This window comes from Asticcacaulis sp. AND118 (assembly GCF_020535245.1).
Lineage (GTDB): Bacteria > Pseudomonadota > Alphaproteobacteria > Caulobacterales > Caulobacteraceae > Asticcacaulis.
Map to the genome: position 1 here is coordinate 153,340 of NZ_CP084910.1, position 26,981 is coordinate 180,320.

The 26,981-nt window shown below is 60.3% G+C and carries 28 protein-coding genes; 15 read left to right on the forward strand and 13 right to left on the reverse strand.

Annotated elements, in window-relative coordinates; genetic code table 11:
- Positions 1-18 precede the first annotated feature (18 nt).
- The 4 genes from coaE to LH365_RS00690 all read right to left on the reverse strand — a co-directional run bounded on the left by coaE (position 19) and on the right by LH365_RS00690 (position 3,053).
- Positions 19-609, reverse strand: a complete 591-nt coding sequence (gene coaE, locus LH365_RS00675; protein ID WP_226744303.1) for a dephospho-CoA kinase — start codon at positions 607-609, stop codon at positions 19-21.
- The gene (locus LH365_RS00680) at positions 606-1,451 is read right to left on the reverse strand and encodes a shikimate dehydrogenase (RefSeq protein WP_226744304.1); all 846 of its coding nucleotides are present in this window, start codon (positions 1,449-1,451) and stop codon (positions 606-608) included. Before LH365_RS00680 ends, coaE begins: the two co-directional genes overlap by 4 nt.
- Positions 1,448-2,056 carry a Maf family protein gene (locus LH365_RS00685; RefSeq protein WP_226744305.1) on the reverse strand — a complete coding sequence of 203 codons (609 nt, stop codon included), beginning with the start codon at positions 2,054-2,056 and terminating at the stop codon, positions 1,448-1,450. The genes LH365_RS00680 and LH365_RS00685 overlap by 4 nt, the downstream gene beginning before the upstream one ends.
- 139 nt (positions 2,057-2,195) lie before the next feature.
- Complete coding sequence (locus tag LH365_RS00690) at positions 2,196-3,053, reverse strand: pyruvate, water dikinase regulatory protein (protein WP_226744306.1); 858 nt, start codon at positions 3,051-3,053, stop codon at positions 2,196-2,198.
- A 464-nt stretch (positions 3,054-3,517) separates the two neighbouring features.
- On the opposite strand from LH365_RS00690, the gene hemE reads away from it, so the two are divergent.
- The 10 genes from hemE (at position 3,518) to LH365_RS00740 (ending at position 13,950) form a co-directional block, all read left to right on the forward strand.
- A complete protein-coding gene (gene hemE, locus LH365_RS00695; RefSeq protein WP_226744307.1) occupies positions 3,518-4,543 on the forward strand; it encodes a uroporphyrinogen decarboxylase in 1,026 nt (341 codons plus the stop codon).
- Positions 4,540-5,568 carry a ferrochelatase gene (hemH, locus tag LH365_RS00700; RefSeq protein ID WP_370639755.1) on the forward strand — a complete coding sequence of 343 codons (1,029 nt, stop codon included), beginning with the start codon at positions 4,540-4,542 and terminating at the stop codon, positions 5,566-5,568. The genes hemE and hemH overlap by 4 nt, the downstream gene beginning before the upstream one ends.
- Positions 5,569-5,570: 2 nt before the next feature.
- Positions 5,571-6,026 (forward strand): CopD family protein, encoded by a 456-nt coding sequence (locus LH365_RS00705; RefSeq protein WP_226744309.1) that lies wholly within the window; start codon positions 5,571-5,573, stop codon positions 6,024-6,026.
- A gap of 267 nt (positions 6,027-6,293) precedes the next feature.
- Entirely contained in the window at positions 6,294-7,661 is a 1,368-nt protein-coding gene (gene rho / locus LH365_RS00710; RefSeq protein ID WP_226744310.1) for a transcription termination factor Rho, read from the forward strand.
- 90 nt (positions 7,662-7,751) lie between these two features.
- Positions 7,752-8,006 (forward strand): DUF6489 family protein, encoded by a 255-nt coding sequence (locus LH365_RS00715; RefSeq protein WP_107875722.1) that lies wholly within the window; start codon positions 7,752-7,754, stop codon positions 8,004-8,006.
- 8 nt (positions 8,007-8,014) lie between these two features.
- Positions 8,015-9,349 carry a tRNA uridine-5-carboxymethylaminomethyl(34) synthesis GTPase MnmE gene (mnmE, locus tag LH365_RS00720; RefSeq protein WP_226744311.1) on the forward strand — a complete coding sequence of 445 codons (1,335 nt, stop codon included), beginning with the start codon at positions 8,015-8,017 and terminating at the stop codon, positions 9,347-9,349.
- 300 nt (positions 9,350-9,649) lie between these two features.
- A complete protein-coding gene (mnmG, locus tag LH365_RS00725; RefSeq protein ID WP_226744312.1) occupies positions 9,650-11,512 on the forward strand; it encodes a tRNA uridine-5-carboxymethylaminomethyl(34) synthesis enzyme MnmG in 1,863 nt (620 codons plus the stop codon).
- Between the two features lie 77 nt (positions 11,513-11,589).
- Positions 11,590-12,234: a 16S rRNA (guanine(527)-N(7))-methyltransferase RsmG gene (gene rsmG / locus LH365_RS00730; RefSeq protein WP_226745494.1), complete on the forward strand. Its 645-nt coding sequence runs from the start codon at positions 11,590-11,592 to the stop codon at positions 12,232-12,234.
- A gap of 16 nt (positions 12,235-12,250) precedes the next feature.
- The gene (locus LH365_RS00735) at positions 12,251-13,045 is read left to right on the forward strand and encodes a ParA family protein (protein WP_126422986.1); all 795 of its coding nucleotides are present in this window, start codon (positions 12,251-12,253) and stop codon (positions 13,043-13,045) included.
- Between the two features lie 17 nt (positions 13,046-13,062).
- The gene (locus LH365_RS00740) at positions 13,063-13,950 is read left to right on the forward strand and encodes a ParB/RepB/Spo0J family partition protein (RefSeq protein ID WP_226744313.1); all 888 of its coding nucleotides are present in this window, start codon (positions 13,063-13,065) and stop codon (positions 13,948-13,950) included.
- 49 nt (positions 13,951-13,999) lie between these two features.
- Here LH365_RS00740 and holA read toward each other — a convergent pair whose 3' ends face one another.
- From holA to LH365_RS00760, 4 genes are all read right to left on the reverse strand, one after another.
- A complete protein-coding gene (gene holA, locus LH365_RS00745) occupies positions 14,000-15,052 on the reverse strand; it encodes a DNA polymerase III subunit delta (protein ID WP_226744314.1) in 1,053 nt (350 codons plus the stop codon).
- A gap of 4 nt (positions 15,053-15,056) precedes the next feature.
- Complete coding sequence (locus LH365_RS00750; protein ID WP_226744315.1) at positions 15,057-15,566, reverse strand: hypothetical protein; 510 nt, start codon at positions 15,564-15,566, stop codon at positions 15,057-15,059.
- A gap of 2 nt (positions 15,567-15,568) precedes the next feature.
- On the reverse strand, positions 15,569-18,145 hold the full coding sequence (gene leuS / locus LH365_RS00755) for a leucine--tRNA ligase (RefSeq protein ID WP_226744316.1): 2,577 nt from the start codon (positions 18,143-18,145) through the stop codon (positions 15,569-15,571).
- Positions 18,146-18,360: 215 nt separating this feature from the next.
- On the reverse strand, positions 18,361-18,855 hold the full coding sequence (locus LH365_RS00760) for a DUF3576 domain-containing protein (RefSeq protein WP_226744317.1): 495 nt from the start codon (positions 18,853-18,855) through the stop codon (positions 18,361-18,363).
- Positions 18,856-19,374: 519 nt separating this feature from the next.
- Between LH365_RS00760 and LH365_RS00765 the strand changes: the two genes are divergently transcribed.
- A complete protein-coding gene (locus LH365_RS00765) occupies positions 19,375-19,788 on the forward strand; it encodes an NtrZ family periplasmic regulatory protein (protein ID WP_226744318.1) in 414 nt (137 codons plus the stop codon).
- 7 nt (positions 19,789-19,795) lie between these two features.
- Here the strand turns inward: LH365_RS00765 and LH365_RS00770 are convergent, their stop codons facing one another.
- Positions 19,796-20,434, reverse strand: a complete 639-nt coding sequence (locus tag LH365_RS00770) for a thiamine phosphate synthase (RefSeq protein WP_226744319.1) — start codon at positions 20,432-20,434, stop codon at positions 19,796-19,798.
- On the opposite strand from LH365_RS00770, the gene LH365_RS00775 reads away from it, so the two are divergent.
- Positions 20,428-21,093 (forward strand): YggS family pyridoxal phosphate-dependent enzyme, encoded by a 666-nt coding sequence (locus LH365_RS00775; RefSeq protein ID WP_226744320.1) that lies wholly within the window; start codon positions 20,428-20,430, stop codon positions 21,091-21,093. The genes LH365_RS00770 and LH365_RS00775 overlap by 7 nt on opposite strands.
- A 165-nt stretch (positions 21,094-21,258) precedes the next feature.
- Here LH365_RS00775 and LH365_RS00780 read toward each other — a convergent pair whose 3' ends face one another.
- The gene (locus LH365_RS00780; RefSeq protein ID WP_226744321.1) at positions 21,259-21,768 is read right to left on the reverse strand and encodes a L,D-transpeptidase; all 510 of its coding nucleotides are present in this window, start codon (positions 21,766-21,768) and stop codon (positions 21,259-21,261) included.
- 51 nt (positions 21,769-21,819) lie between these two features.
- Between LH365_RS00780 and LH365_RS00785 the strand changes: the two genes are divergently transcribed.
- From LH365_RS00785 to LH365_RS00795, 3 genes are read left to right on the forward strand one after another with little or no spacing between them, the layout of a single operon-like run.
- Complete coding sequence (locus tag LH365_RS00785; RefSeq protein WP_226744322.1) at positions 21,820-22,506, forward strand: response regulator transcription factor; 687 nt, start codon at positions 21,820-21,822, stop codon at positions 22,504-22,506.
- A gap of 44 nt (positions 22,507-22,550) precedes the next feature.
- A complete protein-coding gene (locus LH365_RS00790; RefSeq protein ID WP_226744323.1) occupies positions 22,551-22,901 on the forward strand; it encodes a hypothetical protein in 351 nt (116 codons plus the stop codon).
- Positions 22,898-23,296, forward strand: a complete 399-nt coding sequence (locus LH365_RS00795) for a DUF3052 domain-containing protein (protein ID WP_226744324.1) — start codon at positions 22,898-22,900, stop codon at positions 23,294-23,296. Before LH365_RS00790 ends, LH365_RS00795 begins: the two co-directional genes overlap by 4 nt.
- 33 nt (positions 23,297-23,329) lie before the next feature.
- Here the strand turns inward: LH365_RS00795 and LH365_RS00800 are convergent, their stop codons facing one another.
- From LH365_RS00800 to LH365_RS00810, 3 genes are all read right to left on the reverse strand, one after another.
- The gene (locus LH365_RS00800; protein WP_226744325.1) at positions 23,330-25,867 is read right to left on the reverse strand and encodes a PAS domain-containing sensor histidine kinase; all 2,538 of its coding nucleotides are present in this window, start codon (positions 25,865-25,867) and stop codon (positions 23,330-23,332) included.
- Between the two features lie 82 nt (positions 25,868-25,949).
- Complete coding sequence (locus tag LH365_RS00805; RefSeq protein ID WP_226744326.1) at positions 25,950-26,600, reverse strand: SdpI family protein; 651 nt, start codon at positions 26,598-26,600, stop codon at positions 25,950-25,952.
- A complete protein-coding gene (locus tag LH365_RS00810) occupies positions 26,597-26,902 on the reverse strand; it encodes an autorepressor SdpR family transcription factor (RefSeq protein ID WP_226744327.1) in 306 nt (101 codons plus the stop codon). The genes LH365_RS00805 and LH365_RS00810 overlap by 4 nt, the downstream gene beginning before the upstream one ends.
- Positions 26,903-26,981 lie beyond the last annotated feature (79 nt).

Sequence of the window (26,981 nt, forward strand, 5' to 3'; positions counted from 1 at the left end):
CGCCGGTATTGTCCAGAGTCAGGCGCTACGCAGGGTCTGGATAATCTCGCGCACCTGTTGACGATTGGCGTCGAGGCTATGCGAGGTGTCGATGACAAAATCGGCGCGGGCACGTTTTTCGATGTCGGGCACCTGCTGCCTGAGGATATCGGCGAATTTCTCCGACGTCATGCCGGGCCGGGCCAGCACGCGTGCGGCCTGAACTTCCGATGGGGCCGATACCACCAGAACCTTGTCAAAGGTCTTGTCCGCGCCGGTTTCAAAGAGAAGAGGGATGTCAGACAAGGTGAGGGGGGTGCCGGCTGCTGCGTGCTGTTCCAAAAAGCCTTCACGGTCAGCTACCGTTGCCGGATGGACAATGGCGTTAAGCAGAGGAAATTTCTCAGGGTTTGACTTGAGAATAAGCGAGAGCTTGGCGCGATCCACGGCTCCGTCGGTCAGGACGTCGCCAAACGCTTCAGCGAGCGCTGTCTGGAGCGGTTCAGAACCGGCATAGAGCCGGTGCACCGTCTCATCGGCATCCCAAACCGGTACGCCTTCGTCGGCGAACATCCTGGCAATGGTCGACTTACCCATGCCGATAGAGCCGGTGAGACCCAGACGGATCACGTCGTCTCACCCAAAAAATCCAACGCCAAAGCGCGCACGTCGCACATCGCATCCGGTGCAACGCCATAAAAGGCTTCGAACGACGGGCGGGCCTGTTCGATCAGCATCATCAGACCGTCGACGGTTTTCAAACCGCGCGCTTCGGCAGCCTGAAGCCAGTTGGTTTTCAGCGGTCGATAGGTCATATCCATGGCCGTCGTCGACGGATCGAGCGCATCGAACAAGGGCAGGGGACCACCGGAGGCGGCATTGATCACCGCCACCGAACCGGCAAACGCGCGGTCGATATCGCTCAGGGCATAGGCGCTGACGCCATCCTTGAAGGCAAAAACGATCTCTTCGGCGCGGGCCACGGTGCGGTTGACGACACGCACATCGGTGCAACCCTGATCCAGAAGAGCCGCAACCACCGCTCGCGAGGCTCCGCCGGCGCCCAGAAGCGTGACAGCACCTGCGGTCAGATCGCAATCGGGCGCCTGAATGCGGAAAGCCTGGATCAGGCCGGGCCCGTCGGTGGAATCGGCATGAACGCTGCCGTCCTCATCGAAGGTCAGGAGGTTGGCCGAACCGCAGCGGCGCGCCAGATCGGTCGGGGTGTCGGCCAGCTTCAACGCCAGTTCCTTGAACGGCGCGGTCACGTTGAGACCCTTGATGCCATTGGTTCGGCACGACAGAACCAGTCGCTCGAACGCATGATCATCGACGGGCGCGAACGGCGCATAGACGCCATTCAGGCCCATATGCCTCAGCCAGGCCGTATGCAGGAAAGGGGATAGCGATTGACGGATCGGCTGACCGACCACGCCGGCGACCAGCGCCGCGCCTGTGGGGAGCGTATTCATGCGGGCACCACCTCATAATGGCGTAACTGGGCTAATAGCGGGAGTAAAGGCAGGCCCAGAACGGTGAAATAATCTCCCCGGATGGCATCGAACAAATGCACACCATGGGCTTCGAGCATGTAGCAACCCACGCTGGACAAAATCTCTTCACCAGCCATGTCGATATAACGGGCGATAAAATCTTCGCTGAGACGACGCACCGCTAAATCCGCCGTATCCGCGTGAGACCACAGAAGCTGACCCTCCTGCGCCACCGCTACGGCAGAGTGCAGATAGTGTGTCTTGCCGGAGAACCGACGCAGAAGATCGGCCGCATCGGCCAGAGATTTCTGCTTTGAAATCAGTTCCCTATCGAGTTCCAAAACTGAATCCGCGCCGATGACCAGACCCGTCTGTCCGCGCGAAACGTGCAGCGCCTTTTCCTGCGCCAGTTTCAGGGCCACAGCCTTGGGCGTGAAGCCGCGGAACAGGCAATCGTCCTTGATCCGGTCTTCGTCGATATCGGCCGGAATCCTGATGTAGCTCAGGCCGCAATTGGTGAGCAGGGTGGCGCGGATTTTCGAGCCGGAAGCGAGGATCAGGGCAGGGGGAACGGATTGGGTCATGGGCGTCTTTTGCGGCGAAGCCGCTTTAATAGCTTGAGTGAAAACGCGCAGAGCTTTTTCCGATTTGGAATTTTCAGTCAATACATACTTGGTTTCGGGGTGCAGGGGTCCCTGACCCCTGCGTCTTAAATCCTTAATATCAAATCCCGCCCAGACGTCCCGTTCGCTTCTCATGCAGGAAGCTGATAATCGCGGCCGACGTCTCTTCGACGCTGCGGCGCGTCACATCGATAACCGGCCAGCCCTTGCGCTCGAACAATCTGCGCGCGGCGATGATTTCCTCGCGCACGGCTTCGGCATCGGTATAGGTGGTGGGCCGATCGTCGGCGGCGATGCTGAGGATACGGGCTTTGCGTATCTGCACCAGACGGTCCGGCGATGCGATCAGGCCGACGATCAGCGGCTCGGTCAGTTCATCCAGTTCCGGAGGCAGGGCCTGACCCGGCACGAGGGGGATGTTGGCCGCCTTATAGCCGCGGTGCGCCAGATAGATGCAGGTCGGCGTCTTTGAGGTGCGCGACACGCCGATGAGGATGATTTCCGCATGACGCAGTTTGTCCGCCAAAGCGCCATCGTCGTGGGCGATGGCATAGTTGAGCGCTTCGATACGGTCGAAATAGTCGCTGTCGAGATTGTGCTGAGCGCCGGACTTCTTGGAAAATTCCGCCGCACCGAGATAGCGTGAATAGGCCAGAACCACAGAATCAAGGACGCCGATGGTCGGGATATCGCGCTCGCGGCAGAAACTTTCCAGCTTCTGACGCAGTTCGGCATCTACCAGGGTGTGCAGCACGATACCGGGATAGGTCTCGATCTCGGTCAGGGCGCGGTCCATCTGCTTGTCCGAGCGGATCAGCACATAGATATGTTCGATGGGGAAGATGCCCTCAAAGCGCGCGGCTGCGGCCTTGGCCAGGGCGTTAAGGGTTTCACCGGTGGAGTCGGACACCAGATGAACGTGAAAATGGATGCCGATTTTCGCGCCGGACGTGGTCATGAAATTTATCTGTGCACGCTTTCTGGGGAAAAGCTGAGGATGTTTCCGTCTCAATCGGGATAAACCTTCGCCGTCGCGCTGCCAACCCGCCACAGCGGGGAAAAGGCGAAAAACCCGGGCGAGTCACGCACTGTTTTTCCCCATCCGGACGCATCGGTGACTCCTTTGTGACGGCTTTGTGTGTAAATCTTAATGAAAATTTAACAGTGAATGGCTTTAGCCCAAAGGCGTTAGGATTTTCTTAATCATTGTTAGCATTTGGTTAATTATCCCGGATTCCCACAGGCTGTTAAATCTTAAAAATTCATTAACGCCCGCCTGTGAAAAGGCCGGGAAAAGCGATCCTCGCCTTTGTGCCCTGCGACGTTTTTCCGCACCTTCCACGCCTTAACTACCCCTTCTATCTTTCTAAAAACCTTTTAGAGGGATTGAGAGAAATCCGTCCGAAGCCTATGGATTGACTCATGACCTCCAAGCCTTCATCCATAGTTTCGGTCCTTCAGGGACAGACGCTGAAAACCCCGCCCGTCTGGTTCATGCGTCAGGCGGGGCGTCACCTGCCCGAATATCGTGAGCTGCGCGCCACGACCCCTGATTTTCTCAGCTTTTGCCTGAACCCCGAAAAGGCCGCCGAAGCCACGCTTCAACCGGTCAGGCGTTACGGCATGGATGGGGCGATCCTGTTTTCCGACATTCTGGTCATCCCGATGGCTCTGGGTCAGGATGTGCGTTTTGAAGCGGGTGAGGGACCTGTTCTTGGCGAATTGCCGGCCATAGCGCAGATGGCCGATCTGGCGGGCTCGGCAGGGGAAGCCTTGTCCAAGGTCGGAGAGACCCTGACCATCCTGCGTTCGGAATTGCCGAAAGAGGTCACGCTTCTGGGCTTCTGCGGCGGCCCATGGACGGTGATGACCTATATGCTGAACGGTCGAAAGGCGCACGACCGGTCGTTGATCCGCGCCTTCGTCTATGAGCAGCCGGCATTGGTGGCGCAGGTCATGGACGTGGTGATCGAGGCGTCGGCGCAATATCTGAAAATGCAGGCCGACGCCGGTGCTCAGGTGCTGAAAATCTTCGAAAGCTGGGCCGAGGGCTTCCCCGATCCGTTGTTCGATCAACTGGTCATCGAACCGCATCAGCGGCTGGTCGGACGGGTGCGCGAACTGGGCGTGACCCTGCCTATTATAGGCTTTCCGCGCGGGGCCGAAGCGCGCTGCATGGACTATGCCGAACAGGTCGACGTGCAGGGCATGGCGCTCGGCACGGCGACGCCGCTGAAGCTGGGTCAGATTATCCAGAAAAAGCTGCCGATCCAGGGCGCGCTCGATCCGGTTGTACTGCGGTCGGGGGGGCCGGCATTGGACGATATGGTGCTGAAAATGAAATCTGCCTGGGGGCAGGGGCCGTATATTTTTAATCTGGGGCATGGCATCTTCCCCGACACCCCGATCGCTCATGTCGAGCGTGTATTGCATCTCATAAGAAGCTGATGAAAAAAGTCGCTGTCGTTCTGTTCAATCTCGGCGGGCCCCTGACCCAGGCCGATGTCAAACCGTTTCTCAATAACCTCTTCAGCGACAAATATATTATCGGCCTCCCGGCGCCGTTGCGGCAGATGGTGGCGCGCCTGATTTCGTCGCGCCGCGAAACCTCAGCTCAGGCCAATTACCGCCTGATGGGGGGCGGTTCACCCATCGTTAAGGAAACCGAGGCGCAGGCGGACGCCCTGAGCAGCCATCTGTCGAAAACCGTCAAGGATCTGGAGTTCAAGATCTTTATCGGGATGCGCTACTGGCACCCGTTTATCGAAGACGCGGTGAAGGCCGTTGAGGCTTGGGAACCGGATCAGGTGGTGGCCCTGCCGCTCTATCCGCAGTTTTCGACCACTACCACCCTGTCTTCGTTTGTGACCTTCAAAAAGGCTTACAAGGGGACAGCCCCCGTCAAATATCTGTGCTGCTACCCGCAAAATCCGGCCTTTGCCAAGGCTTATGCCGACTTGATCCGTGAAAAGCTGTCGGGTCTGAGCGGTCTTAAAGATTATCGCCTTCTGTTTTCAGCGCATGGCCTGCCGGAAAAGATCATCAAGAAGGGCGACCCGTATCAGGCGCAGGTTGAGGCCAGTGTGGCGGCCATCATGGAGCAGGTGGGCCTGCAGATTGACCATGTCGTCTGCTATCAAAGCCGGGTCGGGCCGTTGAAATGGATCGGGCCTTCGACCGATGAAACGATTATCGATACCATTAAGGGCGGAAAGTCACCGGTCGTCGTGCCGGTGGCCTTTGTGTCTGAACATATTGAAACCCTGGTCGAGTTGGATATCGAATATAAACACCTTGCCGACGAGCATGGCGCGAAGGACTATCTGCGGGTGCCGGTTGTAGGTATAGAGCCGCTGTTTATCCGCGCGCTGGGGGACGAGGTGCTGCGCGCCATAGGCTCGGAAGCCAGCGTCATGGCCGATTACGCCTGCGACGCCTGTCACGGGCAATGCCCCAAACGGAAGGGCTTTTGAAGATGAACCATTACGACCTGCTGCGCGGATTGCACATACTGGCCGTCATCGCCTGGATGGCCGGCCTGCTCTATCTGCCACGTCTGTTCGTCTATCACATCCAGAACCGCGACAAGCCGGAGGTGGTTGCGATCTTCACAACGATGGAAACCAAGCTGATGAAGATCATCATGAACCCGGCCATGATCATGGCGTGGGTTTTCGGTGCGGGTCTGATCTGGTCCAATGTGCAGGATCGCTTCGGCTGGAAGTTTTTCTATGAACCGTGGTTTGTGGTGAAGATGGCCGGTATCGTCGCCATCACTGGCTGGCATCACATGCTGCTGGCTAATATGAACAAGCTTCAGCGCGGTGAGGACATCGGCTCGGAAAAGAAGTGGCGTATGATGAACGAGGTGCCTTTCATCATCGCTATCGTCATGGTCATCGCCGTGACGACCGAGATGTTTACGATTTAATCTTCTCGCCATGTCCAAGGCATGCGGAGGAGAAACTCAGTTTCCCTTGACCTTTTCGCGTTTGGGTGTATCTCTCAGAGCCGATGTGCGCGCCGAACGGGTTTCAAGTCGCGCATCTTACGGCCCCACGGTTCTCGTGGTTTCAAGGCCTCCCCCAATTTTTCATACAGCGTGACAGCGCTGGTTTAATAGACAGGCATTGCCTAATCCATTGACTTTGTTAATTAAGTCGATGCGTAGCATATCGCAATCAGAGACCTCCCTCCCATGTCCGAAGACAACGAAATCGAATACGACACCACGCTGGAAGACGCTTCCGAAGAGGAAAACGGCGTCGAGAACGGCGATGAAGAGTCGGAAAACCCCAATCAGGAAAAACTGTCGCTTCAGGAACTGAAGGATAAGTCGCCGGCCGACCTGCTGGCCTTCGCCGAACAGATCGGGGTCGAAAACGCCGCCTCCATGCGCATGCAGGACCTGATGTTCGCGGTGCTGAAGACGCTGGCCGAAGAAGGCGTGGAAATCACCGGTTCCGGCGTCATCGAAGTGTTGCAGGACGGTTTCGGTTTCCTGCGCTCGCCTGAAGCCAACTACCTGCCCGGCCCTGACGACATCTACGTCACGCCGCAGCAGATACGCCGCCATGCCCTTCGCACTGGCGACACGGTCGAAGGCCCGATCCGTTCCCCGCGCGAAGGTGAGCGTTATTTCGCGCTGTCGAAGATCAAGACGATCAATTTCGAAGACCCCGAAGCCATCCGCCACAAGGTCCATTTCGACAACCTGACGCCGCTCTATCCCGAAGAGCGGCTGAAAATGGAAATCGAAGACCCGACGCTGAAGGACCGTTCAGGCCGCATCATCGATATCGTCGCCCCGTTGGGTAAGGGTCAGCGCTGCCTGATCGTCGCCCCGCCGCGCGTCGGCAAAACGGTGATGCTGCAAAACATTGCACGTTCGATCGCCGCCAACCATCCGGAATGCTATCTGATGGTGCTGCTGATCGACGAACGCCCGGAAGAAGTGACCGATATGCAGCGCACCGTGCGCGGCGAAGTCATCTCCTCGACCTTCGATGAGCCGGCCACCCGTCACGTACAGGTCGCGGAAATGGTCATCGAAAAGGCCAAGCGTCTGGTTGAGCATAAGCGCGACGTCGTCATCCTGCTCGACTCGATCACGCGTCTGGGCCGTGCCTACAACACGGTTGTGCCTTCGTCGGGTAAGGTGCTGACCGGTGGTGTCGACGCCAACGCCCTGCAGCGCCCCAAGCGCTTCTTCGGCGCCGCGCGTAATATCGAGGAAGGCGGCTCGCTGACCATTATCGCCACGGCGCTGATCGATACCGGTTCGCGCATGGACGAAGTGATCTTCGAAGAATTCAAGGGCACCGGCAACTCGGAAATCGTCTTGGACCGCAAGGTCGCCGACAAGCGCGTCTTCCCGGCCATGGACATCCTCAAGTCGGGCACGCGTAAGGAAGACCTGCTGGTCGACAAGTCGGACCTGCAAAAGACCTACGTCCTGCGTCGTATCCTTAACCCGATGGGGGCCCAGGACGCCATCGAGTTCCTTATCGACAAGTTGCGTCAGACGAAGAACAACGGCGAATTCTTCCAGAGCATGAACACGTAACGCGCATTGTCCTTACCAAATCAGGCAGGGCGCTGGCATTGTTTTTAGCGGGGCCGGAGTAATCCGGCCCCGTTGTCTTAGGAGTTCCTAATGAAGGTCACTTTCGATATCGAATGCACGCCACAAGAGGCTCGCGCCTTTTTGGGTCTGCCCAATGTCGAGCCGCTGAACGAATATATGGTCGAGCAGATGAAGGGCCGCGTCGAACAGAATATCCAGTCGATGCAACCGGAAGAAATCCTCAAGACCTGGTCGAGCTTCGGCGTACAGGCGCAGGATCAGTTCCTCAAGCTGATGCAGTCCGCCGCGACGGCGAGCATGGGCGGCTTTTCGCCTAAAAAATAGTGTTTCACGTGAAACAGACCATCTTCGCACTGGCTTCGGCGCAAGGTCGCGCCGGCGTGTCGATTATCCGCGTTTCCGGGCCGGATGCGGCACCTACGATTGAAGCGCTATTAGGTCGTTTGCCCAAGCCCCGCTACGCCTCGCTTGGCCGCTTGACCTATGCCGGTGAACTGATCGATCAGGCGCTGGTCCTGTGGTTCAAAGGCCCTAACAGTTTTACCGGTGAAGACTGCGCGGAGTTTCATATTCACGGTTCGCGCGCCGTGCTGGAACGGCTCTATGCGGTCTTTCGTGAGCGCGGTCTGCGTCCTGCCGAGCCCGGAGAGTTTTCGCGTCGGGCCTTTGAAAATGGCAAGCTGGACCTGACCCAGGCCGAGGCTATTTCCGATCTGGTCGAGGCGGAATCCGAGGCGCAGCGGCGTCAGGCCCTGATGCAACTCGAAGGCGGGTTCCGCGATCGCTATGCGCAATGGCGCGATGCCCTGATCAAGGTTCTGGCCCATATAGAGGCCATTGTCGACTTTCCCGACGAAGACATTCCCGAACACCTCAGTGACCGTATCGTCGGGGACATCATCGCGCTGAAATCCGAAGTGGGTGACGCCATTTCGGATTCGCGTCGTGGCCAGCAGATCCGCGAAGGCTATCGCATCGCCATCATGGGCAAGCCTAATGCCGGCAAGTCGAGCCTGTTCAATGCGCTGCTGCAAACCGATGCGGCCATTGTTACACCGATCGCGGGCACGACGCGCGACGTGATCGAGTCCCATATTCGTATCGGGCCCTATTCGGCGCTGATCTATGACACGGCCGGACTACGTGAAACCCAAGACCTGGTCGAGTCCGAAGGCATTCGACGCGCGAAGGCGAGGGGACAATCGGCGGATTTGCGTCTGTGGGTAATCGATGTTTCGACCACGTCGGATGAAGACCTGTCGGCCATGCAGCCTGGCGACTATGTGATCCTCAATAAAACGGATCAGGCGTCGGTGGAATCCCTTGCTGCGTTTAAGGTCGCGTTTACAGACAAAAAGGTCCGTCTGCTGGAAACCAGCCTGACCAAAGGCGAGGGGGTCGAAACTATTCTGACCGCGCTGGAAGCCGATCTTGAATCGGCATTGTCGCTGAGCACCTTCCCGGCGGCGACGCGTGAACGGCATATGGAACGTCTGCGTGACGTTGACTCCTGTCTGGACCGCGCGCTCGGCATCGGCTTCGGTACGCCGGAATTGATAGCCGAGGATGTGCGTCAGGCTCTAGCGGCCTTCGATGCGCTGTTCGGCCGCACAGACGTTGAACAGATTTTGGATCATATCTTCTCCAGCTTCTGCATCGGGAAATGATCCCCTCCCTGTTGCGTAGCAATGGGGAGGTGGCGGCGAGCATTGCGAGACGACGGAGGGGGATAACTCGGTAATAACAAAGGGCACAATCCTTTGAAATTTCTGTGCCATCCCCCTCCGTCATTTTTCGCCCACGCTTAAAATGCCACCTCCCCATCGCTTCGCGATAGGGAGGAGATACAGCAGAGTGTTTCACGTGAAACACTCATAACGGTAAAATTAACACTTCTCGATTCGACCGGTCGAGTGCGATCTGCTATAGGCAGCGCTCATTCTTTTTCCTGACAGGTTGAACCCTTCATGACCCAGTTCTGGGATGTCATTGTCGTCGGTGGTGGTCACGCAGGCGCGGAAGCGGCCGCGGCCTCCGCGCGCATGGGCGCAAAGACCCTGCTGTTGACGCACAAGGTCGAGACCCTCGGCGAAATGTCGTGCAATCCGGCTATCGGCGGTCTGGGTAAGGGGCATCTGGTTCGTGAAATCGATGCGTTGGATGGGGTCATGGGCCGCATGGCCGACATCGGCGGTATCCAGTTCAAGATGCTTAACCGCTCCAAGGGCCCGGCGGTGCGGGGCCCGCGGGCTCAGATCGATCGCAAGCTCTATCGTGAGGCCATGCAGGTCGAGTTGAAGGCCACGGAGAATCTGAACATTATTGCGGCGGCGGTCGAAGACCTTATCCTCGACGGCGATACAGTTGTGGGCGCGGTCGATGCACAGGGCGTCGAATATCGCTCCAAGGCTGTAGTGCTGACGACCGGTACCTTCCTGCGCGGCATCATCCATATCGGTGAAAAGCGTATGGCGGCCGGCCGTTTCGGCGACGAACCCGCCAATGGTCTGGGGCAGCGTCTCTATGATCTGAAGCTCGATATGGGCCGTCTGAAGACCGGCACGCCCGCACGTCTCGACGGCAAGACGATCAACTGGGACATCCTCGAAAAGCAGGAGGGCGATGCGGTTCCCACGCCGTTTTCCACCCTGAACGCCCGCATCGACCGCCCGCAGATAGCCTGCGGCATCACTTACACTAATGCCGAGACGCACCGCATCATTCAGGAGCGGATTACCGAGTCGGCGGTCTATGGTGGCCACCTGTCCGGACGCGGCCCACGCTATTGCCCTTCGATCGAAGACAAGGTGGTGCGCTTCTCGGACAAGGACAGCCATCAGGTGTTTCTGGAGCCTGAGGGCTATGACGACGACACCGTCTATCCGAACGGCATTTCGACCAGCGTTTCAGAGGCGACGCAGGAGGCGTTTTTGCGCACTATTCGCGGGCTGGAAAACGTGACCATCAAGCGTTACGCCTACGCCATTGAATATGACTATGTCGATCCGCGCGAACTCTATCCGACGCTGGAACTGAAGCGTCTGCCGGGTTTGTTCCTGGCGGGGCAGATCAACGGCACGACCGGCTATGAAGAGGCCGGGGCGCAGGGTCTGATGGCGGGTCTCAATGCGGCGGCGCGGGCAGGGGGCATCAGCCCCTTGGTGCTGGGTCGGGACGAGGCCTATATCGGCGTAATGATCGACGATCTGGTGACCAAGGGCGTCACCGAGCCCTATCGTATGTTCACCAGCCGAGCCGAGTTCCGCCTCAAGCTGCGTGCCGATAATGCCGATCAGCGTCTGTCGGACATCGCCTTGAAGGTCGGCCTGATGGGCGAGCGTCGCAAGGCGCACTGGTTGGAGAAGAAGCGGGCTTTGGCCGAGGCGCGTCAGCGCGCGGACGAACTGAAGTTGACGCCGAACGAAGCCAATGCGCTGGGTATCCGCGTCAATGCCGATGGTCAGAAGCGCAGCCTTCTGCAACTCCTGTCCTACGACACCTGCTCGCGGGACAAGATCGAAGCCGCCTGGCCGGAAGTTAAAGACTGGTCCGAAACCCTGTTTGAGCAGATCGAAATCGACGCCCTCTATTCCGGCTATCTCGGCCGTCAGGCCGCGGAGATCGACGCCTTCCGTAAGGACGAAAATCTGGCGCTCCCTGAAGACCTCGACTACGCCGCCGTAGGGGGTCTGTCGAACGAAGCGAAGGAGAAACTGGGCCGGGTCAGACCGCTGACCCTCGGTCAGGCCCGCCGCATCGAAGGTATGACTCCGGGCGCTTTGACGGCGCTGCTGTTCCACGTGCGTAACCTCAAGAAGGGCGCGGCGTAATGTCATCTGCCGAGTATGGCGAGCGCAGCCCGAAAAGTGGGGACCGGTTTTCGGACCCGGCTGCGCGACCTCAACCAATGTCGCCGCAAGAGATGGCGTCGCATCTGATGTTTCACGTGAAACACGAAGCTTTCGAAGACCTGACGCGCTTCGGGACTATTCTCGCTGAACGCAATGAGGTGATGAATCTCGTCGGACCGGCGACTATCCCCCATTATTGGTCGCGTCACGTCCTTGATTCCGCACAATTGCTCAACCATGCACCCGACGCCAAGCTCTGGGCAGACCTTGGGGCGGGGGCGGGTTTTCCCGGTGTCGTGCTGGCCATACTCGTTAAACACATGTCCACAGATTCAGGTGAAACACCCACAGACCGCCGGGTGTTTCTCATCGACTCTCTGGCCAAGCGCTGTCGCTTTTTAGGCGAAGTTGTGCGAGAGTTGGACCTGCCGGCGACGGTGATCAACGACCGGGCGGAGAATGTTTCGCTGAAGGTCGATGTGGTCACCGCCCGCGCCATGGCCCCGCTGCCGAAGCTGATCGGGTTTGCCGAAAGCTTCTTCCGCAAAGGCGCCGAGGGCTGGCTGCTGAAAGGCGAAAGCGTCGAGGCGGAAATCGCCGAAGCGCAAAAGGGCTGGGCCTTTCAGTCGGAGCTGTTCACGTCTTTGAGCGACCCACGTGGTCGCGTCCTGCATATTCGGAGCGTTCGCCGTGCCAGATAGTTTCCCCCCGCACCCCATGCCCCGCGTCCTGGCGGTGTCCAATCAGAAGGGCGGGGTGGGTAAGACCACGACGGCGATCAATCTCGGCACCGCTCTGGCGGCGGTGGGTGAAACCGTTCTGATCATCGATATGGACCCGCAGGGCAATGCCTCGACGGGTCTGGGTGTGCCGCGTTCGGCGCGCACCACCACCATCTACGACGTCATTGTCGATCAGCAGCCCATTGGCGAATGCGCTGTCAAAACCTCGGTGCCAGGTCTGTACATCATCCCGTCCGATCCCGATCTGTCCGGTGTCGAGATCGAACTGGGTCAGGCCGACCGCCGTTCCTATCGTCTGCGCGATGCGCTGGAGCATCAGGCGCAGGTCGGTGAACTGGCCTATTCCTACGTGCTGATCGATTGTCCGCCATCGCTGAACCTGCTGACCATCAACGCCATGAGCGCCGCCGATGCCGTGCTGGTGCCGCTGCAATGCGAGTTCTTCGCGCTGGAAGGCCTGTCGCAATTGATGCGCACCATCGATCTGGTCAAGGGCTCGCTCAATCCGAAGCTTGAACTTCAGGGCATCGTCCTGACCATGTTCGACCGTCGCAACGCCCTGTCGGGCCATGTGGCCAAGGACGTGCGTTCGCACTTCGGCGAGAAGGTCTATGAGACGGTAATCCCGCGCAATGTGCGCGTGTCCGAAGCGCCGTCCTTCGGCAAGCCGGCTCTGATCTACGATCTGAAATGCACGGGTTCGCAGGCCTATCTGAAACTGGCTCGCGAAGTCGTCCAACGTGAAAAAGTGCGCCGCGCGGCTGCCTGACGAAAACGGAACTTAATATGTCTGAGAAACAAAGAGGTCTGGGCCGCGGCCTGTCGGCGTTGTTGAGCGACAATCAGGGGCCGGTGCCCATCGCTACTGCCGATGGCAAGCCTGCGGCTACGCTGGAAAAGCCGATCGAGCTTTTGCAGCGCAATCCGGATCAGCCGCGTCGGTTCTTCTCCGAAACCGAGATCGACGACCTCAGCGCCTCAATCAAGGAGAAGGGCGTGCTGTCGCCCATCCTCGTGCGTCCGCTGCCTGGCAACACACAGCAGTTTCAGATCATTGCCGGTGAACGCCGCTGGCGCGCGGCGCAAAAGGCGGGTCTGAAGACCGTGCCGGTGATCGTGCGCGAACTGGACGATCTTGAGGTGCTGGAAATCGGCATCATCGAAAACGTGCAGCGCGAAGACCTCAACCCCATCGAAGAGGCTCGCGCCTATAAGGTCCTGATGGAGCGCTTCGGCCGCACGCAAGACGCGGTGGCGCAGGTGGTGTCGAAATCGCGCAGCCACATCGCCAATATGATGCGCCTGCTGGGCCTGCCTGAAAGCATTCAGGATCACGTCATCCACGGCCGCCTGAGCGCCGGCCACGCCCGCGCCATCGCGACGGCCGGAGACCCGGAAGCGCTGGCGCAGATCATTATCGAAAAAGGCCTGTCGGTGCGTCAGGCCGAAATGCTGGCTCGCGCCTCGCTCAGGGGCGAGGCCAAGCCGACCCGCGCCAGGTCCCAGCCCAATGCCGATGTCCTGTCGCTGGAGCAGGACTTGCAGGAATTGCTGGGCCTGAACGTCAAACTGGACGACAAGGGCGGGAAGGGCGAGATGCGCATTTCCTACGCCAGTCTTGAGCAACTCGACGATGTGTGTCGTCGTTTGATGACAGGTTCGGCACCGAAGTAGAATTTTCACCTTTCTCCTCCCTGTGCCGTAGGCATGGGGAGGAGGGGCGTTACAGACCTAATCGTCTGGCGCGGCCCGCGATGCTCATATAGAGCCGCTCGGCGATCAGCAGGTCCGGCATTCCGGTCGACTTGCAGGTCTTGTCCGTCTCGATCAGTTCTTTCGACAGCGGGTCGAGATGGAAATCCGACCAAGCGCGCGCCTGACGCAGAAACTCCGCTTCCTGCTTCCAGAAGACACCCGCGGCGCGAGTGGCCTGCTTGGCGTCGATGCCCTTGGCCACCTGCGCCTGAATAAGTCTCAGCTTGACCAGATGGGCATTGAGGGCGCGTACGGCGTCCACGCCCGCCTCTCCCTCGGCAAAGGCACGGCGCAGGCCGGCCTGAGCCGGGGCCATTTTCGCGCCGAAAGCCTGAAGCGCGGCGTCGAACAGCGAGGCATCGGGTTCGACCCCCAGAAAGTCCTGCAGTTCCTTGTCGTCGATCGTGCGGCGCGAGCCCGGCCCGATAAACAGGCACAGCCGCTCGATCTCCTGACGCGCCACGCCGCGCTCCTTGGGCAGGCGTGAGGCGAACATGTCCATGGCGTCAGGCGTCAGGGCGACCTCGTTCTGTGCCAGCGTCTCACGCGCCATGCGCACCACGTCGCCCGTCTCGTCTTCGTAGCAGGCGATGGAGGCGACGGCCTTGTCGGCGTCGGCCAGCTTGCGAACGGCGGAATCGCCGCCCAGGCCCCCGGCCTCGATCAGGAAGAAGGCGTCGCGGTTCAGTTCACCCGCGGCATGGGCCTTGAGCGCGGCAGCGACCTGCTTGTCCAGCGACGCCTTTTCCGAGAAGAATTTGAGCCGCACCAGCCGCCGCCCGCCCATCAGCGACTGGGCGGTCAGTTCGTCCTCGAGCCGCGCCGGATCGGCATCGATGTCGGTGTCGGTAAGCAGCGAGACGTTGAAAGGGTCCTTGATGTCCGGGACGATCTTTTGCGCCAGCGCCTGCCCGCGCTCCAGCACCTGCCCGCGATCCTTGCCGTAGATCAGGCAGGCGATCACGTCGCGCGGCGGCGATTTGAGGAAGCCCTCGATTTCGGGGCGCTTGACCAGCTTCATCTTATCAGGCGGCCGGAGCCGCTTTCTTTTCGTGGAAGAACAGCACCAGCTCGCTGCGGATGCGTTCACCGATCGCGGTGGCGGCGCGCTGCTGGCCATCCTTCTGAGCGGCGACGCCGGCATAGGGTGACTGCGCGTTGGCGTCGTAAGTCGTTGTATCTACGAAGGTACTTTTGGTCAGCACCTTGCGCGTCGCCGTTTCGATCAGGCTATATTCCACTGTGGTCGAGATTTCCGAACGCACGGCGATGTCATTGACGCCGATGCCGATGTCGTAACGCTTTTCCTCAAGCCGGATGCTGAGGCGATAGCGCTTCTGACCTTCGAGCGTATTGAAGCCGGACACCAGATTCTGGCGCAGGAAGTAGCCCGTGCGCGATTCCGTGGTGATGACGTCGATACTGGCCAGTTCGCCGGGCAGGCCCTTCTGCGCATAGACCGGCGTGAAGCCGCAACCGCTCAGGGCAAGCGGCGCGCTCAGCAAGGCGAAGGCCAGAAGGGCTTTGCGGATCATGATCAGCCTACGACGAAGTTGAGGATACGGTTCGGAACGACGATCACCTTGCGCACCGTGACACCGTCAAGATGACGCTTCACGCCTTCGTCGGCAAGCGCCATTTCGCGGATCTCGGCCTCGCTCGCCCCGTTGGGCACCTGAAGCTCGCCGCGCTTCTTGCCATTGACCTGAACGGGCAGGGTGTAGACGTCGTCGGTGGCCAGCGCCGGGTCGAAATCCGGCCATGCCACGTCGGCAATCAGGCCTTCATGGCCCAGACGCGCCCAGCCTTCTTCGGCCAGGTGCGGCGTCACCGGTGCGATCAGCCCGGCAAGGATGGTCAGGGCCTCCCTGCGCGCAGCGGTGCCGGTCTTCTGCACGTCCGAGGCGCGCAGGGCGTTGACGAATTCGTACAGCTTGGCGATGGCCCCGTTGAAACGGAAATTCTCAAAGCCTTCGGTGACGGCCTTGGCGGCCTTGTGCGCGACCTTGCGCAGTTCCATCGCCGCCGCTTCGTCCGTAGCCGGAACATCGCCTTCGGGCAGGCTGTCGAATTCGGCCCAGACGCGCGACGTGAAGCGCCACGAGCCTTCGACGCCCGAAGCCGTCCATTGCACATCGCGCTCCGGCGGCGAGTCCGACAGCACGAACAGGCGCGCGGCATCGACGCCGTAGGTGTCGAATATGTCTTCGGGAGCGACGACGTTCTTCTTGGATTTCGACATCTTTTCGACGTCGCCGATCTTCAGCGCCTCACCGGTAGACAGCTTGACGGCGGTGCGCTTGCTGCCTTCGGCGGTGACTTCGACGTCCGACGGATCGACCCATTCGCCGCCGGCGGTCTTATAGGTTTCGTGCGTCAGCATGCCCTGCGTGAACAGGCCGGCGAAGGGCTCCTTCACCTCCAGATAGCCGCAGGTATTCAGGGCGCGGGTGATGAAGCGCGAATAGAGCAGGTGCAGAATGGCGTGCTCGATGCCGCCGATATACTGATCGACGGGCAGCCAGTAGTCGGCATCGGCTTTACGAATAGCCTCATCGGCGTCCGGGGCGGTGAAGCGTGCGAAGTACCACGACGAATCCACAAAGGTGTCGAGCGTATCGGTTTCGCGGCGCGCGGCCTTCTGACAGTGCGGGCAGTTGACGTGTTTCCAGGTCGGGTGGCGGTCCAGCGGATTGCCCGGCACGTCGAAAGTCACGTCTTCAGGCAGGGTGACGGGCAGTTGGTCGTCCGGCACCGGCACCACGCCGCAGTCGTCGCAGTGGATGACCGGGATCGGGCAGCCCCAATAGCGCTGACGCGATACGCCCCAGTCGCGAAGGCGATAAATGATCGCGCCTTCGCCGAGACCCATGGACTCGATTTTTTCGATGGCTTGCGCCTTGGCGGTTTCGATATCGAGGCCGTCGAGGAACTGCGAATTGAAGATCGTGCCGGGGCCGGTATAGGCTTCGGTGCCGACCATGAAGGTCGCGGGATCGGCGTCGGCGGGCAGGACGACCTCGCGCACCGGCAGGTCGTATTTGCGGGCGAAGTCGAGGTCGCGCTGATCGTGGGCCGGGCAGCCAAAGATGGCCCCGGTGCCATAACCCATCAGGACGAAGTTGGCGATCCACACATCCAGCGTTTCATCGGGTTTAAACGGATGTGCGACCTTCAGGCCGGTGTTGAAGCCGAGCTTCTCGCCGGTGTCGATCTCTTCCTGCGTCGTGCCGCCCTTCTTCACCTGATCGAGGAAGGCTTCCAGTTCAGGAGTGGAGGGCAGGGCCTTGACCAGCGGGTGATCGGCGGCCACGGCGACGAAGCCCGCGCCGAACAGGGTGTCCGGACGGGCGGTGTAGACTTCGAGCTGCTCGCCGAAGGCCTTGGGCGCTTCGCCCGCGAAGTTGAATCTGAACTTCAAACCCTTGGACCGCCCGATCCAGTTGGCCTGCATCAGGCGCACCTTGTCCGGCCAGCGGTCGAGCGTCGACAGGCCTTCGACCAGATCGTCGGCATACCGGGTGATCTTGAGGAACCATTGCGTCAGATTGCGCTTTTCGACCACCGCGCCGGAACGCCAGCCCTTGCCGTCGATGACCTGTTCGTTAGCCAGAACCGTATTGTCCACCGGGTCCCAGTTGACCTGAGACTCCTTGCGATAGACCAGGTCGTGCTTCAGCAGGTCGAGGAACCACTTCTGCTGCTTGCCGTAATAGCTGGGATCGCAGGTGGCGAATTCGCGCGTCCAGTCGATCGACAGGCCCAGACGCTGAAGCTGCGCCTTCATGCTGGCGATATTGTCGTAGGTCCAGCCCTTGGGGTGAATGCCGCGCTCCATGGCGGCGTTTTCCGCCGGCATACCGAAGGCGTCCCAGCCCATCGGGTGCAGCACGTTGAAGCCGCGCGCCCGCTTGAACCGCGCCACCAGATCGCCCATGGCGTAGTTGCGCACATGGCCCATGTGGATGCGGCCCGATGGATAGGGGAACATCTCAAGGACATAGTATTTCGGCTTGTCGCCGGCCTGGTCCTTTGACTTTGTGAGGAAGGTCTGGGCCGCGTCCCAGCGGGCGCGTTGTTTCGGTTCGGACTCTTTGGGATTGTAGCGAGACATGTATCGACCATATAGAGCGCAATCCGATAAAGTGGGCACCACTTTTCGGGAAAATTGCGCGACCACTCAAAAACTTAGAGCGGGATGGGAATTCTACCTGAAATCCATCTCCGCTCTAAGCGGTAAGAACCGCGAAAAACAGGCGTTCGGCATAAACAAAAAGAGCGTCCGGGTCAAAGCCCGAACGCCCTTAATTTTGCAGTCTGTGAAGGGGCTTACTTCACGTTCGACAGACGCAGTTGACGCGCGCGCGTCAGGATGGCGTTTTCGACGTCGATCTGGGTCTGAGCCGACACGGCGGCGTCCACCCACTGACCACCCGAATTGACCTGTTTGTACAGCGACACGTTCAGGGCGTCGGCGCGTAGACGGGTATCGAGGATGTAGACGGTGGCCTTGAAACGCTCGTCCGGCTTTTCCGGGTTGGCATACCAGTCGGTGACGATGATGCCGCCCCAGGGATCGGCCGAGGCCAGCGGCATGAAGGAGATGGTGTCGAGCGAGGCGCGCCACAGATAGGCGTTGACGCCGATGGTGGCGTTTTCCTGCTCGCTGATCGGCTTGGCGCCGCCCAGACCCAAGAAGCCGCGCTTCTCGGCCTTGGCGTCGATGGTGGTCTCGTCCTTGTTGCCGAAGCTCAGGCAGCCCGTCAGGCTCAGAGACAGCGCCGCGGCAAGGGTAATCAGAGCCGCCTTCTTGATCGTCTTCATAGTGTGTCGTCCACTCCGCATTCTGTCCCGAAACTCCGCCTCCGCGTGAGGAAGACGGACGTCTGGCCTGTTAACCGCTCTATAGCATGAGCAAACGGGGGTATGACAAGCGTTTCCTTGTACCCCCGGCCCCGGCCATGAACATGCCGCAACGTCCCGCTTGGCTGGGGTTCCGGTCGAAATCCTCGGCAAGCTGGCATCCAATCGCGGCCCTTGTGCGGCAAAGACGCGAAAGCTTGGTAATCTGAACCGGTAATATGGGGCGTGGCTATTTCATCACATCTTTTGAGCGAATTTGACGGCATCGCCAAATAACGCTGATCACTATTGATTTCATTTGTCGGGCCTTTTAAGCGGTTTGTAACATATCCGTGCCCAAATCAGGGTGCAGAATAGAGTTGGGCAAGCGATTGCGGGGCGTGCGACGGTTACATAAATCCGTCATCCTTCCCATATATGGCGTGTCCGCAAAGTGGACGTGGCTGGGCTTTCGGGCCTGATCATCTGAGTGGCAGAGTTATGAAGCGGGTTGTTGCAGCAGGAGTATCGGTTCTGGCCGTGGCGTTGATCGCCTCTGCGCCGGCCTATGCGCTCAATACCCAGACCGGCAAGGCCAAGGCCACCGAGTCAACCGCGCCGCTCAGCCTCAGCACGGTTTCGACCGAAGCCAATGGCGCCAATCGCCAGCAATCGAAAATCTATCAGTGGTCGGTCAAAGGCCGCTGGGGTTTGAAGCTCGACCTCAATCAGGACGAGGCCCGTCCGTCTGGCTGGAACGATGTCGATGCCGGGGCCTTTTACAAGATTTCGCCCTCGGTCCGTGTCGGCGGCACGGTCGGCTTCGGCGAAAAGACCAAGTCGCTGCAACCGCGCGATCCGGCGGTTGAAAAGGACCAGCCGCGCGTGCGCCTGGAAACGACCTTTAAATTCTAAATTTCTACTATAGATGAAACGCTTCGATCGCGCCGAATCCGGCGAGGCCTGAGTGCGTGAGCTGTTCGGCATTGTCCGCGCCGATACCGCCAAGGCCCAGTACTGGCACGGGGCTGAGGTCGCAGAAGGCCTGTATGCCCGCTAAGCCCAACGGAAGAGCGTCTTTGGCCGATGGGCTCTGGCTGGGGAAGACCGGCGAAATGAAGATGCCGTCCAACGCCGTGACCTCCGACAGATCCAGCGTCTCGCAGCCGTGGCAGGCCCCGGTGATCAGCCAGTCCGCATGACGGTCGCGCAGTTCCGGCGCAACGGGCAGGCGGTGTCCGGGCAGATGCACGCCATCGGCTCCGACCTCTTCGGCCAGAGCCGCGTCATTGCCGATCAACAGCTTCAAACCGTTGTCCGTACATAGCGTTCTGAGCACGCGCGCATGGGCTTCGGCATGGCGGTCGCCGAAATGCCGGTAGATGACGCCCGCTCCACCGGGCAGATGCGCGACGATTTCCTCCGGGTGCGGGGTGCGTTGCGGGTCGGTGAAGAAGAACAGCGGCGGCAGGTCCTTTGTCTTGGGGCTGGACATATGCGCGTGGCGGGCTATGTCTCTGGCCCGGTTCATCAAAAAGGCGTAGCGGGTTCGGTATGTCATCTTCACCTTCGGCGGAAAATTACGCGCGCGTCCTCAAAGGCCTGCACAAGACGTTGAAACTGTCTGGCCGCGCGGAAAATGCCGCCCTGCTGACCGCCGTGTCCAAAAATCAGCCCTGGGAGGTTATACGCCCGGTGCTGGAGGCTGGCCATCGGCGATTTGGCGAGAACCGCGTGCAGGAGGCGATGGAACGCTGGGGGCCGGTAAAAGATCAATATCCGGACCTGACCCTGTGCCTGATCGGCCCGCTCCAGAGCAACAAAGCTGCCGATGCCGTGGCCCTCTTCGACATCATCGAAAGCGTCGATCGCGACAAGATCGCTCGCGTTATTGCCGATGAGGCCCGTAAGCAGGGCCGCGCGCCGCAGATCTATATTCAGGTCAATATCGGCGAAGAGCCGCAAAAGGCCGGGATTTTGCCGGCCGAAGCCGACGCGTTCATCGCAGCCGTGCGGGGCTATGGGCTGGAGCCGCAGGGTTTGATGTGCATTCCGCCGGTCGACGGTCCGCGCGGGCCCTATTTCGCCCTGCTGCGCAAGATTGCTGAGCGGAATGGCGTCGGGCATCTCAGCATGGGCATGAGCGACGATTTCGAGACCGCTTTGCGCTTTGGCTCCAACGAAATCCGCGTGGGCACGGCGATTTTCGGATCACGGTAAATCTTATACCTCCCGGGCTATGCCGGGGAGGGGGACCGCACGAGCCATGTAATGGCGAGATGTGGTGGTGGGGGTGCAACCTTGGCCGCTGAAACTCCGTAAGACACCCCACCACCACGCCCTCTGGGCGCGGTCCCCCTCCCCACCGAAGGCAGGGAGGTATAATCAAGTGCTTATCTCCACATAGGTTTCGGCATCCGCCGTCTTCAGCAGTTCCAGCAAATGCGCCTGAGACAGGGCCGCGCACCCTTCCGTACCCGAATAATCCTCGCGCGCCAGATGCAGGAAGATGGCCGACCCCAGCCCTTTTATCGGCGGATCGTCATTGTGCCCCAACACCACGATCAGGTCGTAGACAGAGTCTTCGCGCCACAGCTTCTCGTGCGAACTCTCGAACGGCAGCTTGACCGGCAGATTGTACAGGTCGCTGCCTGCATCGTCGCACCAGCCGTCATCGGGCGACAGGGCCTTCACCGGCAAAACGGTCTGCGGCACCGGCAGGCGATCGGGGCGATACCAGACATAACGCACCGGCCACATCCCCAGCGGAGAGCGCAGATCGCCCTCTCTTTTATCAGCCGCCGGAACGACGCCCCCTTTACCCAGCGCGCAACGCACCCTATCTGAGTTTAAGACTAGAAAACCCTCGGCGTATGCGGTAAAAATTTTGACCATAGGCCGGTTTACACCCTAAACTGCAAAAAACACCCACAACGCTACAGGATTATGGTGCAACAAAAAACCCTGCTGATCGTTGATGACGATGACGAACTGCGCGAAGCCCTGGCCGAGCAGCTCGAACTGCACGAAGAATTCAAGGTCACTCAGGCGTCGAACGGCACCGAAGGCATTCGCCTTGGCAAGAGCATTAATGCCGACCTGATTCTTCTCGATGTCGATCTGCCGGACATGGACGGGCGCGAAGCCTGCCGTCTGCTGCGTAAATCCGGCCTGACCACGCCGGTGATTATGCTGACCGGTGCCGCCTCTGATTCCGATCAGATTCTGGGGCTGGATGCGGGCGCCAACGACTACGTCACCAAGCCCTTCCGTTTCGCCGTGCTACTGGCGCGCATCCGCGCTCAGGTCCGCAGCCACGAAACATCAGAGGATGCCACGTTCCGCATCGGGCCTTACGAATTCAAACCGGCACTGAAGCTGCTGATCGATCAGGTGCAGAAGAAGATTCGCCTGACCGAAAAGGAAACCAACATCCTCAAATACCTCTATCGCGCTGGCGGCAAGCCGATCTCGCGCGAGGAGCTGTTGACAGAGGTGTGGGGCTACAATGCCGGGGTGACCACGCACACGCTGGAAACCCACGTCTATCGCCTGCGTCAGAAGATCGAACCCGATCCGGCCAATGCGCGCCTGCTGATGACCGATGCCGGTGGGTATCGTTTGCAATTCTAAAAAAGCCGGGGCCTGATGGTCCCGGTTTTTGTTTGGGGGGAGTTATGAGAAAAATTGCGGCGCTCGTGGGAGTGGCGATGTTGTCGTGCCTTTCCACCTCATGTGCTGCCGACATCAGAAACTTGCCGGGTGAATATAAGACGTCAAAAGACAACGCGACGCTAATCCTCCGCGCCAACGGAACAGCGGTGCTCGAAGATAAGGGCGTTAAAACGCAGTATCGTTGGATGATCCTTTACGAAGAGCCCGACTGTACGCGATTACAAATGGACTCAACAGACAACGGCGAAACCTTAATGCCTTGCGCCGTATCATCCCTGAATGGACCTGTGATCAGTTTACGAAAAGCCGGTGAAAGAGAAGGCCGTATCTTCACCCGGAAGATTTCGAAATGACCACGGGTTATTCAGGCACACCTCTGGCCAAGAAACTCGGCTACAAGCCGGGGATGTGGGCAGCCGTGATCGATGCGCCGGAAGACTATGCCGGTTGGCTGGAACCCTTGCCGGATGGCGTCGTATTCGGGGTCGATGATCCTGAACTGGTGCACATTTTTACTACCGAGCGCGCGGTTCTGGAAACGGCATTGGCGGATTGGCGCAGCGTTCTGAGACCGGAGGGTATGGTCTGGGTGTCGTGGCCCAAGAAGGCCTCAAAAATGCTCACCGATATTACCGAAGACGTCATCCGCGAGGTCTGTCTGCCGCTGGGCTTTGTCGATGTGAAGGTCTGCGCCGTCAGTGACGTGTGGTCGGGTTTGAAGCTGGTGATCCGCAAAGAGTTGCGCTGAGACTTCCTTCCTGATTTCAAGGGAGGGGTTTGATCACGCCATCCCTAAAATACGACGGGCCTGCGCCAGCGTCTCTGCCGTCAGGCCCAGCGCCTTCATCTCTTCGGGAATATCTTCTACCGGAGCCGATGCCGCAGGGGGCGTTGGCGCAGCCTCAGCCGGCGGTTCCGGGGTCGCCTCCACCACGGGCGCGGCAGGGACTTCGGGCGTCCCGCCGGCCTCACCGGTCTCGAACCCCACGCCCATCTGATGCGGCAGGTGGATGGCGAAGGTCGCCCCGCTCTGCGGCTCAGACTCCAGTGTGATCCAGCCCTCGTGCAGTTCCACCAGCGCCTTGACCAGCGCCAGACCGAGGCCCGGCCCGCCGCGCTCACGCCCGACGAAGCGGTCGAAAATATGCGCCTGCGTATGGTAGGGGATGCCTCGGCCCGTATAGCCGATCTCCAGCGTCAGGGTGTCGCCTTCCTTGCGGCTGCGGATGGTGATCTGCCCCTCCTGCGCCGCGTTGCGCAGGGCATAGTCCAGCAGATGATCCAGCACCTGCCCCAGACGCGGCTGATCGGCGCGGATCAGGGCGCGGGTGTCGAGCCCCTGATAGTCGAAGCGGATGCCTTTGGCGCTCAGCGTGTCGGCCTGACGACCCAGCGCGGCCGCAACCATGCGCGACAGGTTGAAGTCCGACGGCGTCACCGACATTTCACCGGCATCGATCTGCGCCATGTCGAGCACGTCATCGATCGAGCGCGCCAGTTCCTGAGATGCCGCCTGAATCGCGTTGAGGAAGCCGCGGCGGCGGATTTCCGCCGGATCGGCTTCGGTGGCATTGGCCTGACGCTGCAACAGATCGGCGTAGCCGACGATGGTGGTCAGCGGTGTGCGCAGTTCGTAGGACACATTGGCCACGAAGTCCCGCTTCAGCCGCACCGATTCCGACAGAGCCACGTCGCGCTGTTCGATGGCCTCTTCCAGAGCGCGTCGATCGGTAATGTCGCTGAACGCCACCAGGGTTGCGCCGTCCGGCAGGGGTTGGGTGCGCCATTGCGCCAGCCGACCGTCGGAGGTGCGCACCTCACCCGTCTGCGGCGCGCGGGCCAGCGGATCGATGTCGGTCACCCGCGCCTTCAACTCGGACCAGAAGCCGCGATCGTGGACCAGCGGCAGGCACAGCGAGGTCAATTGACCGAAATCGGAATTGAGCGCCAGTTCGTCCGGCCCCAGCTTCCAGAAGGCGTCGAAGGCGGCATTGCGCAACCGCAGCCGCCCGTCGGAGCCGAACACCGACACGGCGTCGGTCAATTGATCCAGTGTGGCGCGCTGCACCTGAATCAGCGAATTGAACTGCGCCTTGAGCGTCAGTTCGCCGGTCTTGTCCGAGAACAGCAGCAACAACCCGCCCAGCGGATGCGGCTGACGCACCACGCGCAGGGAACGCCCGTTGGGCAGCGACCACATCTCGTCCGGTGCGGCCTCGCTCAGGCCGTAGAATTCCAGTTCCTGCGCCTTCCACGTGGCGAAATCGGAGGTTTCCGGCAGCTTGCGTTTCTGACGCAGACGATCAAGCAGTTCGCCATGCGTCGGGCGCTCGGCCAGCCATGCCGGCTCCAGATCCCACAGGGTTTCAAACGCGCGGTTATGGAAGGTCAGGCGCTTTTCAGGACCGAAAATGGCCACGGCGTCTTCGAGCCGGTCCAGGGTGTCGTCGTGCGCCTTGGCGTGGCGCTTGAGCGCTTCGCGGCTTTCTTCGGATTCGGTGACGTCGACGGCATAGGCGCAGACATAGGCGTCGCCCAGGGGCTCGGCGATAACCTGAAAGGCCCGGCGCTGACCGTGAATGGTTAGCCAGCGGAAGCCTTCGCGGCGCACGTGCTGTTCGGCGGCCTCAACCACCAGCGCGTCGGCCGAACGGTCGAGCCCGCGGTGTTCGGCGCGCGCCTGTTCGACGCTGTCGGCCTCGACAGCTTTCAGCCACGCCTCATTGGCCCAGACGAGTTGCCCGTCGCGCACCACCCAGCACGGGGCCGGGATCAGGTCGGCCATGCGCGCGAACGGCCCCGACGACAGGGAGGTATGCTCGCTGGCAATGGCCAGACGCACCCAGGCGGTGGCCCCGGTGGCGCGGCCTTCGACCAGCAGGGTCAGGCCGGAGGTGCGGGCGCCGACAAGGCTACGCGGGGCTTCGGTGAAGACTTCGAATCGACAGGGGCGGCCTTCGGAAATCAGGCGTTTCAGCGCGTCGGCGGCCTCTTTCGAGGAACCGGCCAGCCCTTCGATGACGCGCGGCGCGACCTCATCGGAAAAAGGAATGCGGAAGGCGTCTGCCACCGTCTTGAGCGTTTCGTCGCCCCAAACGAGGCGTACCGTCTCGCCCTCGATGGCCACGAACGCCTCGTCGAAGGCCAGGGTCGCGGCGTCCAGTTCGCCCAGTACGGTGTGCTGAACATCTATGCGGGATTTGTAACCCTGACTCAGTTTCGTCAGACGCGCTCTCAGGCGCCAGGCCAGAACCGTGGTCGAAAGCGCCAGCGCTGTCGCGCCGGCAGCGGCGGCAAAGGCAATGGTGGCAACGGTCATGCAGCGGCCCGGGACGAATCACTTAAACGCCCATACTAATGCAAACCGATTCGCCTCCCAAATGAAATACGGCAACTTCGAGTCAAGTTAATTTAAGCGCCCGCGCATAGAAATAGGACGCCACGACCACGATCAGGGCCGATCCAAGACCGGCGCTCACAAACACCCAATGCAGATAGACCGGCGGGAGGAGCAACGCCCCGCCAAGCATGATCAACCCCGCCAGCATCATGACCGGCCCAGCCAGCCGGTGCGTCTTGTGCCAAACCCGCTCATCCGAAAGGGTCCAGGGCGTGCGCACCCCCACCAGATAGTTACGTTGGGCCTTGGGCATGAAATTGCCAATCAGGATAAACAGTACGCCCGGCCCCAGCAGCAGGGGCTGCGCCGACAAGACCCAGCCGAGGGCGTGGCCAACGATAAACAGATGTCCGAATCCCAGAAAGGCGACCACCCCTATCCAGCTTACGGCATAGACCGAAGCGGAGCGTTCCAGCTTGCCCGATTTAGGCTGCATATAGGGCAGAACCCACAGCAGAAGGGTGATGGCGGCCAGTGTCAGCGGCATGACCATCAGGGCTGTATCCCGCGGCATAAAGCCGTTGGCGGCGCCCGAAAGGTCGAAGTGTGTGCCCATCGGCCCCTCCGGAATCTGCGGTCGCGCCCACAGGCTCAGGCCGGTCGTCGCGGCAATCATCAACACACTGAACGTCTTGGAAACGGGCCACTTCATGCCTTGTCCTCCGTGATGCGGGCTGCGGGTTGCGGGGCGTCCTGCCCGATGCGAAAGGCGCTCATCAGCGACATCACTGCCTCTTCAAGCACCGACAGATTCAACCGATAGATCAAAGTGGTGCCGTGGCGCGTCACGTCGACCAGTCCGGCCGCTTTGAGCGTCGCCAGATGCCCCGACAGGGTCGGCTTGGAGACGCTGACCTTGTCGGCGATGTCGCCCGCGCTCATTTCGCGCTCTCGCAGCATTTCGAGGATCTGCCGCCGCGTGGGATCGCTAAGGGATTTGTAGACTTCCGACATGACGCACCTGAATTTCTGCTTGTTACGCTTTAATTCGTTATTTTGGCAAATACCAAAATAATGCACGCCTGTCAAAAGC

Coding starts and splice junctions, on each gene's coding strand:
- LH365_RS00680 (WP_226744304.1), bottom strand. CDS start 1,451: ATGAATACGCTCCCCACAGGCGCGGCGCTGGTCGCCGGCGTGGTCGGT.
- LH365_RS00685 (WP_226744305.1), bottom strand. CDS start 2,056: ATGACCCAATCCGTTCCCCCTGCCCTGATCCTCGCTTCCGGCTCGAAA.
- LH365_RS00690 (WP_226744306.1), bottom strand. CDS start 3,053: ATGACCACGTCCGGCGCGAAAATCGGCATCCATTTTCACGTTCATCTG.
- hemE (WP_226744307.1), top strand. CDS start 3,518: ATGACCTCCAAGCCTTCATCCATAGTTTCGGTCCTTCAGGGACAGACG.
- LH365_RS00705 (WP_226744309.1), top strand. CDS start 5,571: ATGAACCATTACGACCTGCTGCGCGGATTGCACATACTGGCCGTCATC.
- rho (WP_226744310.1), top strand. CDS start 6,294: ATGTCCGAAGACAACGAAATCGAATACGACACCACGCTGGAAGACGCT.
- LH365_RS00715 (WP_107875722.1), top strand. CDS start 7,752: ATGAAGGTCACTTTCGATATCGAATGCACGCCACAAGAGGCTCGCGCC.
- mnmG (WP_226744312.1), top strand. CDS start 9,650: ATGACCCAGTTCTGGGATGTCATTGTCGTCGGTGGTGGTCACGCAGGC.
- rsmG (WP_226745494.1), top strand. CDS start 11,590: ATGTCGCCGCAAGAGATGGCGTCGCATCTGATGTTTCACGTGAAACAC.
- LH365_RS00735 (WP_126422986.1), top strand. CDS start 12,251: ATGCCCCGCGTCCTGGCGGTGTCCAATCAGAAGGGCGGGGTGGGTAAG.
- LH365_RS00740 (WP_226744313.1), top strand. CDS start 13,063: ATGTCTGAGAAACAAAGAGGTCTGGGCCGCGGCCTGTCGGCGTTGTTG.
- holA (WP_226744314.1), bottom strand. CDS start 15,052: ATGAAGCTGGTCAAGCGCCCCGAAATCGAGGGCTTCCTCAAATCGCCG.
- LH365_RS00750 (WP_226744315.1), bottom strand. CDS start 15,566: ATGATCCGCAAAGCCCTTCTGGCCTTCGCCTTGCTGAGCGCGCCGCTT.
- leuS (WP_226744316.1), bottom strand. CDS start 18,145: ATGTCTCGCTACAATCCCAAAGAGTCCGAACCGAAACAACGCGCCCGC.
- LH365_RS00760 (WP_226744317.1), bottom strand. CDS start 18,855: ATGAAGACGATCAAGAAGGCGGCTCTGATTACCCTTGCCGCGGCGCTG.
- LH365_RS00765 (WP_226744318.1), top strand. CDS start 19,375: ATGAAGCGGGTTGTTGCAGCAGGAGTATCGGTTCTGGCCGTGGCGTTG.
- LH365_RS00775 (WP_226744320.1), top strand. CDS start 20,428: ATGTCATCTTCACCTTCGGCGGAAAATTACGCGCGCGTCCTCAAAGGC.
- LH365_RS00770 (WP_226744319.1), bottom strand. CDS start 20,434: ATGACATACCGAACCCGCTACGCCTTTTTGATGAACCGGGCCAGAGAC.
- LH365_RS00780 (WP_226744321.1), bottom strand. CDS start 21,768: ATGGTCAAAATTTTTACCGCATACGCCGAGGGTTTTCTAGTCTTAAAC.
- LH365_RS00785 (WP_226744322.1), top strand. CDS start 21,820: ATGGTGCAACAAAAAACCCTGCTGATCGTTGATGACGATGACGAACTG.
- LH365_RS00790 (WP_226744323.1), top strand. CDS start 22,551: ATGAGAAAAATTGCGGCGCTCGTGGGAGTGGCGATGTTGTCGTGCCTT.
- LH365_RS00795 (WP_226744324.1), top strand. CDS start 22,898: ATGACCACGGGTTATTCAGGCACACCTCTGGCCAAGAAACTCGGCTAC.
- LH365_RS00800 (WP_226744325.1), bottom strand. CDS start 25,867: ATGACCGTTGCCACCATTGCCTTTGCCGCCGCTGCCGGCGCGACAGCG.
- LH365_RS00805 (WP_226744326.1), bottom strand. CDS start 26,600: ATGAAGTGGCCCGTTTCCAAGACGTTCAGTGTGTTGATGATTGCCGCG.
- LH365_RS00810 (WP_226744327.1), bottom strand. CDS start 26,902: ATGTCGGAAGTCTACAAATCCCTTAGCGATCCCACGCGGCGGCAGATC.